At 57.1% G+C, this 16,247-nt stretch carries 13 protein-coding genes; 6 read left to right on the forward strand and 7 right to left on the reverse strand.

From position 1 onward, the window contains the following. The first annotated feature begins 347 nt into the window (after positions 1 to 347). The 3 genes from rfaH (at position 348) to rfbB (ending at position 3,969) form a co-directional block, all read left to right on the forward strand. Positions 348 to 845, forward strand: coding sequence for a transcription/translation regulatory transformer protein RfaH (gene rfaH, locus HEQ72_RS04560; protein WP_168020093.1), 498 nt, complete (start codon positions 348 to 350; stop codon positions 843 to 845). A 96-nt stretch (positions 846 to 941) separates the two neighbouring features. Continuing rightward, the gene (locus HEQ72_RS04565) at positions 942 to 2,876 is read left to right on the forward strand and encodes a polysaccharide biosynthesis protein (RefSeq protein ID WP_168022696.1); all 1,935 of its coding nucleotides are present in this window, start codon (positions 942 to 944) and stop codon (positions 2,874 to 2,876) included. A gap of 28 nt (positions 2,877 to 2,904) precedes the next feature. Continuing rightward, positions 2,905 to 3,969 carry a dTDP-glucose 4,6-dehydratase gene (rfbB, locus tag HEQ72_RS04570; protein ID WP_168022697.1) on the forward strand — a complete coding sequence of 355 codons (1,065 nt, stop codon included), beginning with the start codon at positions 2,905 to 2,907 and terminating at the stop codon, positions 3,967 to 3,969. A 53-nt stretch (positions 3,970 to 4,022) separates the two neighbouring features. Here the strand turns inward: rfbB and tsaD are convergent, their stop codons facing one another. After that, positions 4,023 to 5,096 (reverse strand): tRNA (adenosine(37)-N6)-threonylcarbamoyltransferase complex transferase subunit TsaD, encoded by a 1,074-nt coding sequence (gene tsaD, locus HEQ72_RS04575; RefSeq protein WP_168020096.1) that lies wholly within the window; start codon positions 5,094 to 5,096, stop codon positions 4,023 to 4,025. Between the two features lie 54 nt (positions 5,097 to 5,150). On the opposite strand from tsaD, the gene hemC reads away from it, so the two are divergent. Genes hemC through HEQ72_RS04590 form a run of 3 tightly spaced genes read left to right on the forward strand, consistent with a single transcriptional unit; the run spans position 5,151 to position 9,389 of the window. Continuing rightward, positions 5,151 to 6,095, forward strand: coding sequence for a hydroxymethylbilane synthase (hemC, locus tag HEQ72_RS04580; RefSeq protein WP_168020098.1), 945 nt, complete (start codon positions 5,151 to 5,153; stop codon positions 6,093 to 6,095). A 32-nt stretch (positions 6,096 to 6,127) separates the two neighbouring features. Next, positions 6,128 to 8,035 carry a uroporphyrinogen-III synthase gene (locus HEQ72_RS04585; protein WP_168022698.1) on the forward strand — a complete coding sequence of 636 codons (1,908 nt, stop codon included), beginning with the start codon at positions 6,128 to 6,130 and terminating at the stop codon, positions 8,033 to 8,035. A gap of 4 nt (positions 8,036 to 8,039) precedes the next feature. After that, positions 8,040 to 9,389, forward strand: coding sequence for a heme biosynthesis HemY N-terminal domain-containing protein (locus HEQ72_RS04590; protein WP_168022699.1), 1,350 nt, complete (start codon positions 8,040 to 8,042; stop codon positions 9,387 to 9,389). A gap of 208 nt (positions 9,390 to 9,597) precedes the next feature. Here HEQ72_RS04590 and gcvPB read toward each other — a convergent pair whose 3' ends face one another. The 6 genes from gcvPB to HEQ72_RS04620 all read right to left on the reverse strand — a co-directional run bounded on the left by gcvPB (position 9,598) and on the right by HEQ72_RS04620 (position 16,115). Then, positions 9,598 to 11,103: an aminomethyl-transferring glycine dehydrogenase subunit GcvPB gene (gcvPB, locus tag HEQ72_RS04595; protein WP_168022700.1), complete on the reverse strand. Its 1,506-nt coding sequence runs from the start codon at positions 11,101 to 11,103 to the stop codon at positions 9,598 to 9,600. Continuing rightward, positions 11,100 to 12,446, reverse strand: a complete 1,347-nt coding sequence (gcvPA, locus tag HEQ72_RS04600; RefSeq protein WP_168022701.1) for an aminomethyl-transferring glycine dehydrogenase subunit GcvPA — start codon at positions 12,444 to 12,446, stop codon at positions 11,100 to 11,102. The genes gcvPB and gcvPA overlap by 4 nt, the downstream gene beginning before the upstream one ends. A 20-nt stretch (positions 12,447 to 12,466) precedes the next feature. Beyond that, the gene (gene gcvH / locus HEQ72_RS04605; protein WP_168020103.1) at positions 12,467 to 12,847 is read right to left on the reverse strand and encodes a glycine cleavage system protein GcvH; all 381 of its coding nucleotides are present in this window, start codon (positions 12,845 to 12,847) and stop codon (positions 12,467 to 12,469) included. A gap of 6 nt (positions 12,848 to 12,853) precedes the next feature. Then, complete coding sequence (gene gcvT, locus HEQ72_RS04610) at positions 12,854 to 13,990, reverse strand: glycine cleavage system aminomethyltransferase GcvT (protein ID WP_322099479.1); 1,137 nt, start codon at positions 13,988 to 13,990, stop codon at positions 12,854 to 12,856. Positions 13,991 to 14,106: 116 nt separating this feature from the next. Next, positions 14,107 to 14,667 carry a hypothetical protein gene (locus tag HEQ72_RS04615; RefSeq protein WP_168020104.1) on the reverse strand — a complete coding sequence of 187 codons (561 nt, stop codon included), beginning with the start codon at positions 14,665 to 14,667 and terminating at the stop codon, positions 14,107 to 14,109. Between the two features lie 80 nt (positions 14,668 to 14,747). Next, a complete protein-coding gene (locus tag HEQ72_RS04620) occupies positions 14,748 to 16,115 on the reverse strand; it encodes a TldD/PmbA family protein (RefSeq protein ID WP_168022702.1) in 1,368 nt (455 codons plus the stop codon). Between the last annotated feature and the right edge of the window lie 132 nt (positions 16,116 to 16,247).

The following is a 16,247-nucleotide window of genomic DNA, read 5'->3' on the forward strand; positions in this document are numbered from 1 at the left end:
AAACGCTTTCTGTCGCATCAAGGACTTCCGCCGCGTCGCAACCCGCTATGACAAACTCGACAGAAACTTCCTCTCCGACGTCGCTCTCGCAACCCTCCTCGCATTCTGGCATATGAGTAAGGCTGGAGCCTAGAGTGTTGGGGGTTCCTGGCATTATATAGCTTATAAGTCTCAGTGCGTTTGGGTTGATCATGTATAATCACGGTCTTTGCGCCATTACATCTATAGGCGGTGCGCCGTCGCAAGATCCCTCTTGATACCACTGCCTGCCAATGATAGCACGTGTGGCTGATCTTTATGCGTCAGCCGATATCCGGCCTAGTCTGCTCGGAACAGGGACAACGAGTATGCAGTGGTATTTGATTCACGCCAAGCCAAGGCAAGAACAGCGTGCCCTTCTTAATTTGGAACGTCAGGGGTATTCTTGCTACTTGCCGCTTCTCTCTCGTGAAAGAATCATCCAGAGAGAGAAAAAAGTTGTCCAGGAACCGCTCTTTCCCCGCTATTTGTTTGTCCGCTTGGATGGGGGAAGTCCGGCAAGGGGATTGGCCCCTGTGCGCTCTACTTTGGGTGTGAGTCGCTTGGTCAGTTTTGGGGCTGAGCCGGCGCGTATTGACGGGCAGTTAGTAGAGTTCTTGAAGCTCAGGGAATCTAGGTCGCTGGCGAGTCCTGAATCTGTTTTCCAGTCTGGCGAGCGCGTTCTTCTTTCGGATGGGCCTTTTGCTGGTATAGAGGCTGTGTATCAGATAGATGACGGTGAACAGAGGGCTATGGTGCTCATCGAGTTTCTGAGCAAGCCCGTTATGTTGCGCGTGTCCCAAGCCAGTCTGCGCAAGATTGTCTGATCTGGCTGGGGCCTGTTTTCCGTGAAGAGTCCAGATGTCGGTTTGTCTGTATCGTTCCTTGTGGTAGACTCTCCCACCAACAGGTGAGTTAGCTTCTTGATTCGATGCATCTTGACCAAGGCGGCCTTGCCCGTACTGTCTCTCTCCCGGACGGCCAAGAGGTTCGTTGTTCTGGCGGTTGATGTCGGCTTGTGTGTTCTTTGCGTGTGGTTGGCGCTGGGAATACGGCTGGGGTCTTTTGTCGAATTGTCCGGGCCTGCGCTGTGGGCCAGCCTTCTTGCTGCGGCGACAGCTCTCCCTGTTTTTGTTGTTTTTGGACTGTATCGGGCCGTCTTTCGGTATGCGGGGTGGCAAGCCCTGATAGCCATGACCTCGGCAACCGCTGTTTTTGGTCTTGTCTATGCGACGTGTGTCGCGGTGATTGGTATTCCGGGTATTCCGCGTACGGTCGGTATTCTTGTTCCTGTCCTTGTTTTGTTATGTGTCGGTGCGTCACGAGCCATGGCCCGTCTTTGGCTTGGTGGTTTGTATCAGGATCAGATGCGTCGTGCCGCCTTGCCCCGTTCGCTGATCTATGGTGCAGGATCGACCGGGCGCCGCCTTGCTGCCGCAATCGCCAATAGTCAGGATCGCTGCGTAATCGGTTTCTTGGATGATGATGACCGCCTGCACGGCCATAGGCTGGATGGACTCCCTCTGTACGGCCCTGATGATCTGTCCAGTCTGGTCGCGACCCTTGATATTCGTGAGGTTATCCTTGCCCTGCCATCCATACCGCGTGACCGTCGCAACCAGATACTCGCGCACCTGCTGAAGGCCGGTGTCGCTGTCCGTACTGTTCCTGAGGACCCTTCTCATCCTGCTATAGTCGTGGATCTGGATGTTGATGATGTTCTGATGCGGGAGACGACAGCGCCAAACCATATTCTTCTGTCGCGCTATGTGTCAGGAAGAGTTGTTCTGGTAACAGGCGCGGGGGGAGTGATCGGCAGTGAGCTGTGCCGCCAGCTGATGCGTCTTGAACCGCAGACGATTCTTCTGGTTGATCACAGTGAGTATACACTTGCGCCTTTGTATCGGTCCTTGCTTCACGTTACAGATGAGACTTCCGTTCGTCTGATTCCACTTTTGGCATCGGTCTGTGATGAAGATCGCATGCATGAAATTATGGTAACCTGGAAGCCTGATATCATCTATCATGCTGCCGCTTACAAGAATGATGCCTTGGTTGAACATAACCCGGTCGAGGCGATCAAGGTCAATACGCTGGGGGTATTGACCGTTGCCAGGGCCGCTCTGGAACATGGTGTTCCAAATTGTGTGTTGGTCAGCACAGACCAAGCCATGTGCCCGACAAAAATTATGGGTGCCAGCAAAAGGTTGGCGGAAATGATTTTGCAGTCTTTGGCAATGGAAAAGGGTGCGACCTGTTTTTCATCTGTTCGGTTTGGTGTGGTCTTTGATCCCTCTGATGCCATTTTGCCTCGCATGTATCGCCAGATTCGTGAAGGTGGCCCGGTGCTGATTTCTCATCCGCAGGATGCCCGCTGTTTCATGAGAGTGGAGGAGGCCGCTTGTCTGATCATTCAGGCTGCTGCATTAAGCCGTGGGGGGGAGATTTTTCGTCTGGATATGGGGCAGCCAGTTCTTTTGAGTGACCTTGCCCGACGTATGATTGCCTTCGCTGGTCTAACTGTCCGGGAAGACGGGGACCCGGACGGGACTATAAGGATTGATGCAACTGCCCTTGGTCCCACGGTGAGGCCCTGCTCTGAATCTGACTCTGCTATCCGCACGTCTCATCCCCGTATCTTGATGGATTATGAACCGGATGTTCCAGTGTGGTCGTCTTTGCAGGACAAGCTGGATGCATTTTCCTTGGCGCTTGCCGTAAATGATGTAGGTGTGGGGCGCCGTATGCTTGAACAAATGGTTCCATCCTATCAGCCAAGTCAGGAGATTGTGGATTGGATTCTCCTTGAACAGGAAGCAGAAGCCGACACCTTGGAGGGTAATGGTGACCGTGGGTGATTAAGATCGTTTGAAGGGGTAGGGGGGAATGCTTCTGGTCACTGGTGGTGCCGGGTTTATAGGTTCAAATTTCATTCTCGATTGGCTTGCCGTTTCTGATGAGCCAATCGTCAATCTAGACAAGCTGACCTATGCCGGGAATATCCAGAATCTGGATGCTTTGCGCCATGATACCCGCCATATCTTTACTCGGGGTGATATCGGTGATCATGATCTTGTATCGGATTTGTTGTCTCGCTACCAACCGCGCGCCGTTATCAACTTTGCCGCCGAGTCCCACGTTGATCGTTCGATTGATGAGCCAGATGCTTTTATCCAGACCAACATTGTGGGGACGTTCCGTCTTCTGGAGGCGGTTCGTGCTTTCTACGGGTGCATGACCGCCGCAATGCAGGCGCGTTTTCGCTTTCTCCATGTATCGACAGATGAGGTTTACGGGTCTCTGGACGAAAAGGCGCCAGCGTTCACAGAGGACAACCGTTATATGCCCAACAGTCCGTATGCTGCCAGCAAGGCTGCTTCTGATCATCTTGTCAGGGCGTATCACCACACCTATGGTCTTCCAGTTCTGACAACCAACTGTTCCAACAATTATGGACCGTTCCAGTTTCCTGAGAAGCTGCTTCCCCTTTGCATCCATAATGCACTGGCCGGCAAGCCGTTGCCGATTTACGGGGACGGGCGGAATATCCGTGACTGGCTGTATGTGAAGGATCACGGTGCAGCGATCCGCAGGGTTCTGGAGGTTGGTGTGCCGGGTGGGACCTATAATATTGGCGGATGCAGCGAGAGTACAAATCTGGATCTTGTCCGGATGTTGTGCGGGATCCTGGACGAGCAGAGTCCCCGTGCCGATGGTGCTTCATACCTTGAGCAGATCACATATGTTCGGGACCGTCCCGGGCATGATCACCGCTACGCCATCGATGCTACAAAGATTCGCTATGAGCTTGGATGGTGTCCTGCCGAAAGCCTTGATACAGGCTTGCGCAAGACGGTGCGCTGGTACTTGGAGCATCAGGACTGGTTGTTGCAGGTTACAAGCGGTGCCTATCGTGAATGGGTCCGTTATCATTACGAGCCAAGCAGCTAGGGCTGGTTTGGACCTTGCCCCCAGGTATGGCGTAGTGCCTTTTGTTTCACCTTTCAGGCTTTGACGGCCCCGGCCCCGGTTGATTGTGGGGCGTTCGGATCCAGTGGCCAGCGTGGTCTGGGCCGGAAATCCAGAGGGTCCGTGTGTCCCCGTTTCAGATGCTCTGCCCCTGCCCAGGCGATCATTGCGGCGTTGTCCGTACACCATCGCAGGGGAGGGGCGACAAATTCAAGGCCGTGCCGTGTTGCCGCATCCTGCAACATCTGGCGCAGTGCTATATTGGCGGCGACGCCACCGGCTGCAACCAAGGTTTGCCCTTCCGGCCATTGATCCCGGAACAGGCGGATGGCGCGGTGTATGCGGTCGGATACGGCATCAACCACCGCGGCCTGGAATTCGGCAGCCAGATCTTGGCGGTCTTCTTCGGACAGGGGGCCTGGTGGTCGTTTCTCCACGGTCTGTCGTACGCTGGTTTTCAGCCCCGAGAAACTGAAGTCACATCCCGGGCGCCCTTTCATGGGGCGAGGCAGCCGGAAGCGGCCAGCCTTGCCCAAGGCGGCAGCTTGCTCCAGGGCTGGCCCACCCGGGTAGCCCAGGCCAAGCATCTTGGCTACCTTGTCAAAGGCTTCCCCCGCGGCATCGTCAATTGTGGTGCCCAGCCGGTGGCAGTGACCAACATCTTCCACCACCAGAATTTGGCAATGTCCGCCTGAAACCAGCAGCAGCAGGTACGGGAATGCGACGTCATGACTCAGGCGTGGGGTCAGGGCGTGACCTTCAAGATGGTTGACCGCGATAAAGGGACGCTTATGGACCATGGCCAGGGTCTTGGCCGTCATGACCCCCACAATGACCCCCCCGATCAGACCCGGCCCGCCGGTGGCGGCAATACCGTCCAGATCCGCAAATGTGCATCCGGCCTGGGCCATGGCTTCGTGTACCATGCGATCAATGTGGTCGAGGTGGGACCGCGCGGCAATCTCGGGCACAACGCCGCCATATGCCCTGTGCTCATCCAGCTGGCTCAGGATGGATTCACCGCGTATGCGCTGGCCACAGGGTGCATGGCTGTCCACGATTGCGGCCGCTGTTTCATCGCAGCTGGTTTCAATGCCCAGAACACGCATGATGCTGATTTAGTCCTTCACTTGCCCGAAGCAAGCCCTTACAACACAGGAGCTATGAATGCCACAGAGAAAGTACGCATCGGTACCCGCGGAAGTCCCCTCGCGCTTGCACAGGCACACGAGGTACGCGCCCGTTTGGCAGCGTCCTGTCCGTCTCTGGCCGCGTCGGGGGCTGTTGATGTTGTTGTAATCCGGACGACAGGGGACGCCATTCAGGACCGACCACTTTCCGAAATCGGGGGCAAAGGCCTTTTCACACGTGAGCTGGATGAAGCCATGTTGCGTGGCGATATTGATCTGGCTGTCCATTCGATGAAAGATGTGCCGACGGTTCTGCCTGATGGTATTGACCTGCCCTGCATGTTGGAGCGTGAAGATCCGCGCGATGCGTTTTTGTCCCTGAGGGCGTCGTGTTTGGCAGACTTGCCGTCCGGCTCTGTGGTGGGGACGGCCTCCCTGCGGCGCCAGGCCCAGATTCTCGCGCGTTTTCCTCATCTCCGGGTTCAGATTCTGCGTGGTAATGTCCAGACCAGAATGCAGCGTCTGGAAGAAGGGGTTGTGGATGCAACCCTGCTGGCCTTGGCTGGCTTGCGTCGGCTGGGTCTGGATAACCGTGCAACGTCTGTTCTTGATGCGGATGAAATGCTGCCTGCTGTTGCGCAGGGGGCTATTGGTATAACATGCCGTGCCAGTCACCGGGCCATGTATGATATCCTCCAGCCCCTGAGCCATCTGCCGACCATGATTCGTGTTTCCTGCGAACGTTCTTTCCTGCAAATCCTGGATGGATCCTGCCGGACCCCGATTGCCGGATTGGCCGAGTTGATAGAGGATGGAACACGTCTCTTTCTGAGGGGATTTGTTGCCAATCCGGATGGATCGGGTGTTCGCGCCGGTGTCCGTACTGGTTTGGCGGAAGATGCGATCCGTCTGGGGCGTGAGCTGGCGATGGAGCTTGCGGCCAGTCCTCGTGGCACGACGTATGGTATGGGTGGATGATGATCTGTCCGGAAGGTCAAGGGGAGCAGACAATGCGGGTTCTGGTAACACGGCCAACAGAGGATGCGGAGCGCCTGGCAGTCCCGTTGCGTGCGCTGGGCATAGGCGTAATGACAGCACCGTTGTTGGCGGTTGTTGATCATACCCCTGATTCGTTGCCGGATCTTGGGGCTGCGGGTGGTCTTCTTCTGACCAGCGCCAATGGCGCCCGTGCCCTGAAGCGTCTTCTGCATCGCTCCCCGGCTGTTGGTGACGCTGTTTATGCTGTTCCGGTTCTCGCGGTTGGTGAGCATACGGCTTGCGTGCTGCAGGATGCAGGATTCAACAACGTGCAGTCTGCAGATGGCGATGGTGCGGCCCTGTTTGAGTTGGTCTGCCGGACTTTTGGTCCGGATGCCGGTCCTCTGTACCATCTGGCAGGAGCCGAGATTGCGGGTGATCTGGCCGGTGATCTGCGGAAGAAGGGCTACGACTGCACTCATATTCCGCTGTACGAAACACAGCCCATTCCCCTTTTGCCATCCGAGGTCGTTTCTGCGTTCCGCACCAAGGATCTGGATGGGGTTGTGCTGTGTTCGGCGCGGACCGCGAAGGTTTTTATCTCACTGGTGCGTCAGGCCGGCTTGGAAAGTCATATGGCATCGGTTACGGCCTGGTGCTTGTCCAGGGCTGTTGCCGATGCGGTATCAGATCTCAAATTTGACAAGGTGCATATCGCGGAAGCCCCGCAACAGGATTCCCTTCTGGATCTTTTCCGGAGCGTTGCCGGGGCAGGGCAGGAAGGAACGCCAACTGGGGCGACTGAGCCTGACGGAGGTGTCGGGCGTGCCAAACAGGGCGGGACGACGCGCTGGCGTATTCCTGTTCTTGCTCTTGGTGTGCTCGTTGCTTTGGTTTTGGTTGGTTCGGGATGGCTGTCGTCTGTGTTCCCGCGTTTGTCTGTTCCCCTTGATCTTCCGTTGATCTCACGGGATGCAACTGTGCCGGAAATGGCAGATGTCGCTGCCTTGCGCGGGGAGCTGGATGATGTGCGTGCGGCGCTGGGCAATATGCGCCAGACGCTTGACCAGACCCGGTACCGGTTGGCCTTGGCCGAGCAGCAGATACAGCAGGGTCTTTCCGATCTTACCTTGGATCCAGAGGGTGAGTCTGAGCCGGGAGCCGATGACAATTCCCTGCAAGAGAGGATGAATGCCCTTCAGGCAGCCTTGCAGGGTATAGAGGCGCGCATGCTGCCCCCCCGCGATGATGCGATCAATGCCATGGGGCGCCGGATTGATGAATTGTCACGTGACCGAATTGGCGCAGGGACTGTTCTTGGTCTTGCCGATCGTGTTGCGGCAATGGAGGAACAGGTGCGTCGGACCTCCGGCCGTCAGGAACGTGTGGTGGCTTTTCTGCTGGCTGTCGGTCAGCTACGTGAGGCTATCGATACAGGCAGGCCTTATGGCTTGTCTCTGCGAACAGTGCGGGCCCTTATGCCTGAAGGTGTTGACCCGACTCTTTCTCTTTCTACACTGCACGATTATGCCGACAGCGGTATTGCTACGCCGGTTGCACTGGATCGTCAGCTTTCAGACCTGGTCCCGGCGATTATCCGTGCCGGTTATGGACCGGATGATCAGTCGGCATGGTGGGCGCGGACCGTGGATGCTCTGACCTCTGTTGTTTCTGTTCGTCGCGTTGATGGTGCTGATGTGGCCGAATTTCCGGCGGCTGTGACAGCCCGTGCGGTTGAGGCAGCCTCCGGTGGTGATCTTGCCTCTGCTGTGGCGGAGTTGTCGCGCCTGTCCGGTCAGGCTGTCGAGGTTGCCCAGCCATGGATCCAGATGGCTCAAGCCCGTCTTGCCGCCAATGCAGCCCTTGAGGTGTTGACTGACGAGGCTGTTGTGCGCCTGGGGACTGGTGATCCATTGCCTCCACGGAAGTCGGAGGGATAAGGGGATGGTTTTCGGTTTGCTGCGTTGGCTGGTCACGGTTGCGATTTTTGTTGCCTTGGCCGTCTGGTTGGCCCGGAATCCAGGAATGGTTTCCGTGCAGTGGCTGGGGTGGCGGGCAGATACCAACGTCCCTTTTCTTCTGATCCTGTTGGTCCTATCCGTGGGGCTTGTCTTCTGGCTTTACGGTATGTTTCGCCGGATTGTATCGCTGCCGTCAACGGTTGGGAGCTGGATGGAGCGTCGCCGTCTGAGAGAGGGGGTAGCCGCTCTTGGCTATGGCTATGCTGCGGCCTTGGCTGGTGATGCTGTTGGTTTGCGTCGTGCGGTTCGTACTGCCCGTCGTGATTTGGGCAGTGATTCTGCGGTGCTTTTTCTTTCAGCGCAGTCGGCCGAGATTGCGGGGGATCATGCGGCAGCTGCCAACATTCTGGCAGGTCTTCTCGATGTCCCCGAGGTACGCCCTGCTGCCTTGAAATCCTTGGCAAGAATGGCCGGGCGTTCCGGGCACCATGCGGAACAGAAGCGCCTGGCCCAAGAGGCTTTTGACCTTAATCCGCGTCTGGACTGGGCAGCTTCCATGTTGTTGGAGTGCCAGGTTCGGGACCACGACTGGGAGGGAGCCCTGTCTACGGCAGAGCTTGGACAGAAACTTGGTGTTCTGGAGTGGAGGCAGAGCGTCAGTGCTGTGTCTGCTTTCCGGACGGCATATGCTGAAATCCTGTTGGAACGCGGTGATACCAGCGCCGCACGACGGAATGCCCGAAAGGCCATGCGTCAGGACCGTCATTTCCTGCCAGCTGTCCTGACGCTTGTGCGTGTCTTGGGGAGGGAAGGAGCCCCAGTCAAGGCTATGTCCCTGATCCGTGATGTCTGGCCGGATATGGCACATCCTGCACTTGCCACCGCTTTTCTGGAGTTATGCGCACGCGAGCCGGAGTTGCAGCGCGTGGCCCGGGTCAAGACATTGGCCGACAGGGCTCCTTCACATCCGGAAAGCGCTTTTCTTCTGGCTACGGTTTCCCTGGAAGCCAAGCTGTGGGGGCAAGCGCGATCAGCTTTGGAGGGATTGCATCGCAACGGACTTGAAGATCCGCGCCTTGCATCCTTGATGGCTTTGATCGAAGAGGACGAAAAGAAAGACTCTGCCAAGGCGGCTCTTTGGCTCCGGCGTGCTGCCCAATGGTCCCTTGGCCGTTCCCCTGATCCGACTCCTGTCTCAGCCCGGGCTTGGCTTTATTCCGTGTTTCTGACTTCAGCCCCTGCCTCACTGTCTGCTCTGCCTGCTCCGCATCCGGAAACAGGGGATGAGGCAGACAGAAAAACCCCGGCACCCGGAGATATCTCACTGCCCTGAGATGTCTCGACGGGTAACCGGGGTAAAGTGCCCTTCTCTCTGCTCTCACCCCTTTACCAGCAAAAGGCGGGCCAGATGGGGGTATGGCAGGATTCTGCCCGAGGTCCCGATTTTTCATGACCAGTCTTCGCAAAATGCAAACCAAGGTGCAAATCTGCGGCATACTTCCCGGTCGCGGGGTCTTTGGGTTTTATCGTGTCTTGATATGTCAGGTTTCGTGGGGAGACCAGCGAAGAACAGGTGTACGGGCTGCACGGGTTTCATCCAGCCGCCGCCGTGGTGTGTAGACGGGTGCTTGATGAAAGCGTTCGGCCTGGCCTTGCCGGATTGCGGCAACCAGGCTGCGGACGGTTTCGATGAATGTATCCAGGGTTGCTTTGCTCTCGGTTTCTGTTGGTTCTATCAACAAGGCCCCCTGAACCACCAAAGGGAAGTATATGGTCATGGGGTGGAACCCTTCATCAATCAGGGCCTTGGCAAAATCCAGTGTGCTGACGCCCGTATCTTTCAGGAAACGGTCATCGAACAGGACTTCGTGCATAACCGGTCCTGTGAAGGGCGCTGACAATACATCGCCCAGTTGGGCCAGAAGATAGTTGGCGTTCAGCACGGCATCACCGGAGGCTTGCTGCAGCCCGTCCAGCCCCATGGACATCATGTAGGCCATGGCGCGTACAAACATGCCAAACTGCCCATGGTACCCCTTGAGCCGTCCAAAGGGGTTGTTCCCGTCTGCGCGTGCCTCGTCCTCCGTCTCAATCAGGCGGAATCCCTCGGGGTATCGCTTGACGTAGGGTACTGGGGCAAAACGTGCCAGTGCCTCGGACAGGACCGTTGGACCAGATCCTGGTCCGCCGCCCCCATGTGGTGTGGAAAAGGTTTTGTGCAGGTTGATATGCATTGCGTCCGCGCCAAGATCCGCAATCCGGACCCGTCCGACCAAGGCATTGAAGTTTGCCCCGTCCATGTACACAAACCCGCCGGCACGATGGACTTCTTCAGCAATCGCCGCCATCTCACTCTCAAACAGCCCGCAGGTATTCGGGTTGGTAATCATGATGGCCGCTACATGGGGGCCCATACGCTCTCGCACGGCCTTGACCGAAACACGTCCACTGCTTTCTGCAGGAATCCCTTCCACCCGGAATCCGCACAGGGTGGCTGTGGCCGGGTTGGTTCCATGTGCGCTTTGTGGGACAAGAACCGTTCTGCGTTCATCCTGCCTTTCATCCAGTGCGGCCCGAATGGCCATCATCCCGCACAGCTCCCCGTGCGCCCCTGCGGCGGGTGAGAGAGCAACAGCAGCCATTCCTGTCAGTTCTTTCAACCAGTTCCCCAACCTGTCCATCAGGGCCAAGGCCCCTTGGGACGTTGAAACGGGTTGGAACGGATGAATGGCGGCCAGACCAGAAAGCCGGGCCAGTTTCTCGTTAAGCCGGGGATTGTGTTTCATGGTACACGAGCCTAAGGGAAAGAAGCCCGTGTCGATTCCGAAGTTCTTCTGTGACAGCCGTGTATAGTGGCGCACGACCTGAGGCTCGGCCAATCCGGGCAGACCAATCTTTGTGGTGCGTCGCATTGATCCCAGTCTGGGGTGGTGTGCAGGGGCAGGGGGTAGGTCAACAGCGGTTCGTTCCGCGTGCTCGTACTCGAAGATCAGGCGCTCTTCTGTCTGAAGCCCTTTGTTACCGGTAAACGTAGACGGGGTGGTCATGCCAGTATGTCCCCCAGATGATGGACCAGAGTCCGTATCTCAGCGTCGGTGTTGGTTTCTGTGACGGCCATCAGAAGAATATTCTCGACAGTCTTGTCACCGGGCCAGAAACGACTTGCCGGAATGCCGGCCAGAATATTGCGTCCTGCCAGGGCATCGACAACCGGTGCTGCCGGCTGTTTCAGCATCAGTGCAAATTCGTTGAAGAATGTCCCGGACAGAAGTGAGACGCCCGGGATAGCTGCCAGGCGATCAGCCGCAGTACAGGCCAGCGCATGATTCAGCTCCGCGAGTTCTGTAAAGCCCTTGTCGCCCAGGAGGGTCATGAAGATTGAGAAGGCTGTGGCAATCAAGCCAGAGTTTGTGCAGATATTGGAGGTCGCTTTCTCACGACGGATGTGCTGTTCCCGCGTGGAAAGAGTCAGGACAAAGCCTCGCCGCCCTTCGCTGTCGACGGTCTCTCCGCACAGGCGTCCAGGCATTTGACGGACAAATGCGTTCCGGGTTGCAAACAGCCCGACCCCAGGCCCCCCGAATCCGGGCGGTATGGCGAGGCTCTGCCCCTCTCCAACCACGATGTCAGCCCCCATTGCGCCGGGCGGTTTCACTATGCCCAGGCTCAGCGGTTCACAGACAGCAACCACCAAAAGAGCCCCTGCGGCATGCAGGGCATTGGCCAAGTCTGTGGTGTCATACAGGTGCCCGAAGAAACCCGGTGTCTGTACGATGATACAGGCAACGTCTGTCTCGACATACTTCAGCAGATCTTCCTGATTCATCGGATCCGGGGGCAGGGTCTCGACGTCTATGGCGGTGTGTTTGAGGAAGGTGTGTGTTGTGGACGAGAAGTGCGGGTGCACCTGACCGGATATCACAACCCGCGAACGCCCGGTAATCCGTGCTGCCATGGCCGCAGCCTCGGCACAGGCGGTTGCACCGTCATACAGCGAGGCGTTGGCCACCTCCATGCCGGTGATCATGGCTACCTGGGTCTGGAATTCGAAAAGGACCTGTAGGGTTCCCTGGGCGATTTCGGGCTGGTATGGGGTATAGGCGGTCATGAACTCGCCCCGCTGGATCAGATAATCCAGTGCGGCAGGAACGTGGTGGAAGTAGTTCCCGGCTCCCAGAAAGGCAGGTCCCTTGGTACGATCCAGATTTTGTGCTGCCAGCGCCTGGATTTCCCGCTCCACATCCATTTCGCAGCGTGACCCTGGTAGATGGCATGGTGCATTGTCCCGTGCGGCTTGTGGGATAGATCGGAACAGATCTTCGATGGACCCGGCCCCGATACAATCCAGCATCTGTCGCCGGTCTTCTTCTGTGAGTGGCAGGTAACGCATAGCCCGCTCCTGCGTTATGGTCAGTCCTGGAGCGTGCCTGTAAGGGCAGCATATTCATCCCGCCTCATCAAGGAGGCGAGTTCACCCGGGTTGGACAGGGTGATGCGGAACAACCAGCCATCAGATTCGGCGGCCCTGTTGACCAGCCCCGGATCCTGCGTTAGCTGCACATTGGTCTCTGTAACGCGGCCCGAGACGGGTGTGTATACATCGGATGCAGCTTTGACGGATTCGATAACGGCTGTTTCCTGTCCCTGCGTGACCGTATGGCCGGAGTCTGGAAGATCGACAAATACGATATCTCCCAGGCGACCCTGTGCAAAATTGGTAATGCCGACCGTTCCCTGTTGTCCGTCGACCAGGATCCACTCATGTTCCTTGGTAAAATACACGTCAGCCATCCGTTCCTATCCCCGATGATAACGATGAGCGACAAAAGGCAGTTTTACAGCATGTGCCTGCACCGTACGGCCCCGGATCAGTAGATTCAGGTTGGTGCCGGGCTTGCTGAATGCGGTGTCCACGTATCCCATGGCAATGGGACGTTCCAACGTCGGAGAGAAACTGCCGCTGGTTATCGTTCCAACCGGCGTTCCATCGGGGGCTTGTATAACGGTTCCAGCCCGTGCGGGGGCCCGTCCTTCCGGCAGGATTCCGACCCGGAGACGCGGTGGGCGATCTTGTATCTGTGACAGGATGATGTCTGCACCAGGAAACCCAGCATTGCTGCGCCGTCGTTTTCCGATGGCAAACGTCAGGTCTGCTTCGACCGGGGTTGTCTCTGGAGTGATGTCTGCCCCGTGCAGGGGAAGCCCGGCTTCAAGCCGCAGGGTATCCCGGGCCCCCAAACCCGCTATGTTGACATCCGGATGCTCAAGAAGATGGCGCATCAGGCGTTCGGCATGGGATGTCGGGGCCGAAATCTCGAATCCATCCTCCCCCGTGTAGCCAGACCGGGTTACGAAACACGGGATACCATCCAGTGTCAGTGGCCCCGCATCCATGAACACCATTGACGCTGCAGCCGGTGCAAAGTGCGACAAGACGCGCCCCGCACGAGGGCCTTGCAGCGCAAGCAGGATACGGTCAGGAAACGTGATGCTGATGTCTGGCCCTGCCAGAGATTTCAGGACTGGGAAAATGACCTGTTTGTTGCCTGCGTTGGTTACGCAAAGCCACCGGTGCTGCCCATCGCTTCCTGCCCCCATATTGGCAACCATAATATCATCCAGAATGCCTCCACGGTCATTGAGGACAAGAGTATAGCGCTGACGGCCTGGTTTCAGCTCTTTCAGTGAACCCGGGCAGACAGTTTCCAGTGTTTCGGCAATGTTGCGGCCGGACAGGACAGCCTGTCCCATGTGTGAGACATCGAACAGCGCGGCAGACCTGCGACAGTGGAGATGTTCGGCAAGGATGCCCTGTTCGTAATGCAGGGGCATCGTGTAGCCGGAAAAAGGCCCCATGCGCGCACCCAGCGAACGGTGCAGTCCATCCAGGGCAAGGTCTTGACACTGATGAAGATCAACCACGGTCTCAGACACAGTCACAGCCTCCGGGGTCAGGTTACCCGATCTTGAGGTTGGCACGATCGGATTATGCTTTCTTCATGGCTCCATACATCACTTCTTGTCGCACACTGACGGTGTGTATTGATGGGTCAACGCGTCTTGGGGCGGCGATTATGGTGCAGTTCATGTGGTTCCAGCTGAAAGCCGACGTAAACCGGAGTATCTGCAGGATTACGTCCTTTCAGAGGCAGATTGATGCGTACCTCTGTATCACGAATCATCATGGTGGGTACATTGCCGTCCGGATAGCGGAACGTAACCGGGAAAACCTGTTTCCCTGCGGTATCGGGGAAAAAGGCGGGAATGGCAACAAAGTACTGGAACGTACCTGTTTCTTCAGAGGCTGCCGGTCCTTTGCTGACAGCAAACAGCACCTTCATCCGTATATCCATGCTGTCCGTTTTGGCATCGTAGCCGCAATCACCGGAGAAATCGACCAGCTCGGACTGGAATACGATATCCGTCAAATCCTGTCCCCTGTCGTTGCGGAAACGGGTCAGGCTGGCCGTATCCTTGTCAATACGGACATCAGGGCATGTCGGTGAGGACGTATCTTTTCCGAAGCATCCCGCCAAGGCAAGAGAAAGCATGGAGAAGGTGATAGCAGTTGCTTGACGACACAGAACCAAGGCACGCGAAGGACTCATCATATCTCTCGATCAAACCAGACAGGAGTGAAGGTGTAACGTGTTTCTGTTTTCCCTGCAACGCATGGTGCCGGAACTGGATGTCATGATCCTGCGATCGTCATACCCTCCACGCAGACAGATGGAGAGTCGGTTCCCTGAAGGAATTCCAGGTCATTGGCCGGAACCATGGTGCGGAACATGTCTTTCAGGTTTCCGGCAATAGTAATTTCATGGACCGGGAAGGCGATTTGTCCCTTTTCAATCCAGAACCCTGAACATCCACGGGAATAATCCCCGGTAACCATGTTGACACCCTGTCCGAACAGGTCCGTGACCATAAGCCCTGTCCCGATCCGGGCCAGCATGGCATCAAGGCTTTCCTTGCCGGGTTCCAGCCAGACATTGGAAACCCCGGGCGACGGTGGCGCGGAAACCCCGCGTACGGCATGTCCTGTACTTTTGAGACCCAATTGCCGGGCGGATGCAAGGTCCATGGTCCAGGTGGTCAGAACCCCGTCCTCGATCAGGCGGCGTCGCACCGTTGGCAGACCTTCGGCATCAACCGGGCGTGATCGCAGCCCCCGCGGACGGTGAGGGTCTTCAGTGATGTGTATGCCGGGCGAAAACACCATCTGGCCGAGAGAGTCTTTCAGAAACGATGTGCCACGTGCGATGGAGGCTCCATTGATGGCTCCGCACAGGCTTCCAACCAGCCCGCGGGCAACCCGTGACTCGAACACGACGGGCACCTTGCACGTCTTGATCTTGCGTGCCCCCAGCCTGCGTACCGTGCGTTCTCCTGCCTTGCGCCCCACGCTCTGTGGATCAACCAGATCAGACAACCAGACCGCAGAGGTCCACTCATAATCACGTTCCATACCGTCACTACCTTCTCCGGCAATGACTGATACAGACAGTGAGGAACCTGAAGTGCGGTAGCTGTGTTCGAAGCCATTGGATGCGACCAGCGTGACCGTTGATGCACCCCACGAAGCATCTGCGCCTTCGGAGTTGGTAACGCCTGATACAGAGCGCGCGGCTTCTTCTGCGGCGCGTGCCATGCCGATCAATTCGTCTGCAGAAGCTTCCCTTGGGTCAAAACTGTCCAGATCCGGAATGGTGCGGGCCAGGTCAGATGGGTCAGCCAGTCCGGCAAAGTGATCTTCGGGGACGGTGCGCGCCATGGCCATGGCGCGTTCTACCAGTTCTGCAAGAGCTGCCTTGCTGCGATCTCCTGATGAGACGATAGCCTGACGTTTGCCGATCAGGACCCGAAGCCCGATATCGCCGCCTTCCGCTTGTTCCAAGGTTTCCAGTTTTCCATTCCGGCAGGTTACGGAAATGGACCGACCGTCAATCAAGAGACCGTCAGCAGCATCGGCACCTGCACGACGGGCAGACTGTACCAAGTCATCCAGGATGCCTCTGGCGTCAGGGTGGCGAACAGTCGGAATGGAAAAAGCAGTCATGGCATGGATCCGTTTTTTTTTGCGGAGGCAGGCGAGTGAGCGCCGTGTGTGCAGGGCACATGTGTAGCAGTTTTTTTTCAGCATGTATTGCTGTTGTTGAGCATGGGAAACCCTGCACAGAGAGTGTGACGC

This window comes from Haematospirillum sp. 15-248, assembly GCF_012102665.1.
Lineage (GTDB): Bacteria > Pseudomonadota > Alphaproteobacteria > Rhodospirillales > Rhodospirillaceae > Haematospirillum.

Bases quoted from the DNA above. Each gene is read 5' to 3' on its own strand.
- rfaH (WP_168020093.1), top strand. From the start codon at position 348: ATGCAGTGGTATTTGATTCACGCCAAGCCAAGGCAAGAACAGCGTGCC.
- rfbB (WP_168022697.1), top strand. From the start codon at position 2,905: ATGCTTCTGGTCACTGGTGGTGCCGGGTTTATAGGTTCAAATTTCATT.
- tsaD (WP_168020096.1), bottom strand. From the start codon at position 5,096: ATGCGTGTTCTGGGCATTGAAACCAGCTGCGATGAAACAGCGGCCGCA.
- hemC (WP_168020098.1), top strand. From the start codon at position 5,151: ATGAATGCCACAGAGAAAGTACGCATCGGTACCCGCGGAAGTCCCCTC.
- HEQ72_RS04585 (WP_168022698.1), top strand. From the start codon at position 6,128: ATGCGGGTTCTGGTAACACGGCCAACAGAGGATGCGGAGCGCCTGGCA.
- HEQ72_RS04590 (WP_168022699.1), top strand. From the start codon at position 8,040: ATGGTTTTCGGTTTGCTGCGTTGGCTGGTCACGGTTGCGATTTTTGTT.
- gcvPB (WP_168022700.1), bottom strand. From the start codon at position 11,103: ATGACCACCCCGTCTACGTTTACCGGTAACAAAGGGCTTCAGACAGAA.
- gcvPA (WP_168022701.1), bottom strand. From the start codon at position 12,446: ATGCGTTACCTGCCACTCACAGAAGAAGACCGGCGACAGATGCTGGAT.
- gcvH (WP_168020103.1), bottom strand. From the start codon at position 12,847: ATGGCTGACGTGTATTTTACCAAGGAACATGAGTGGATCCTGGTCGAC.
- HEQ72_RS04615 (WP_168020104.1), bottom strand. From the start codon at position 14,667: ATGATGAGTCCTTCGCGTGCCTTGGTTCTGTGTCGTCAAGCAACTGCT.
- HEQ72_RS04620 (WP_168022702.1), bottom strand. From the start codon at position 16,115: ATGACTGCTTTTTCCATTCCGACTGTTCGCCACCCTGACGCCAGAGGC.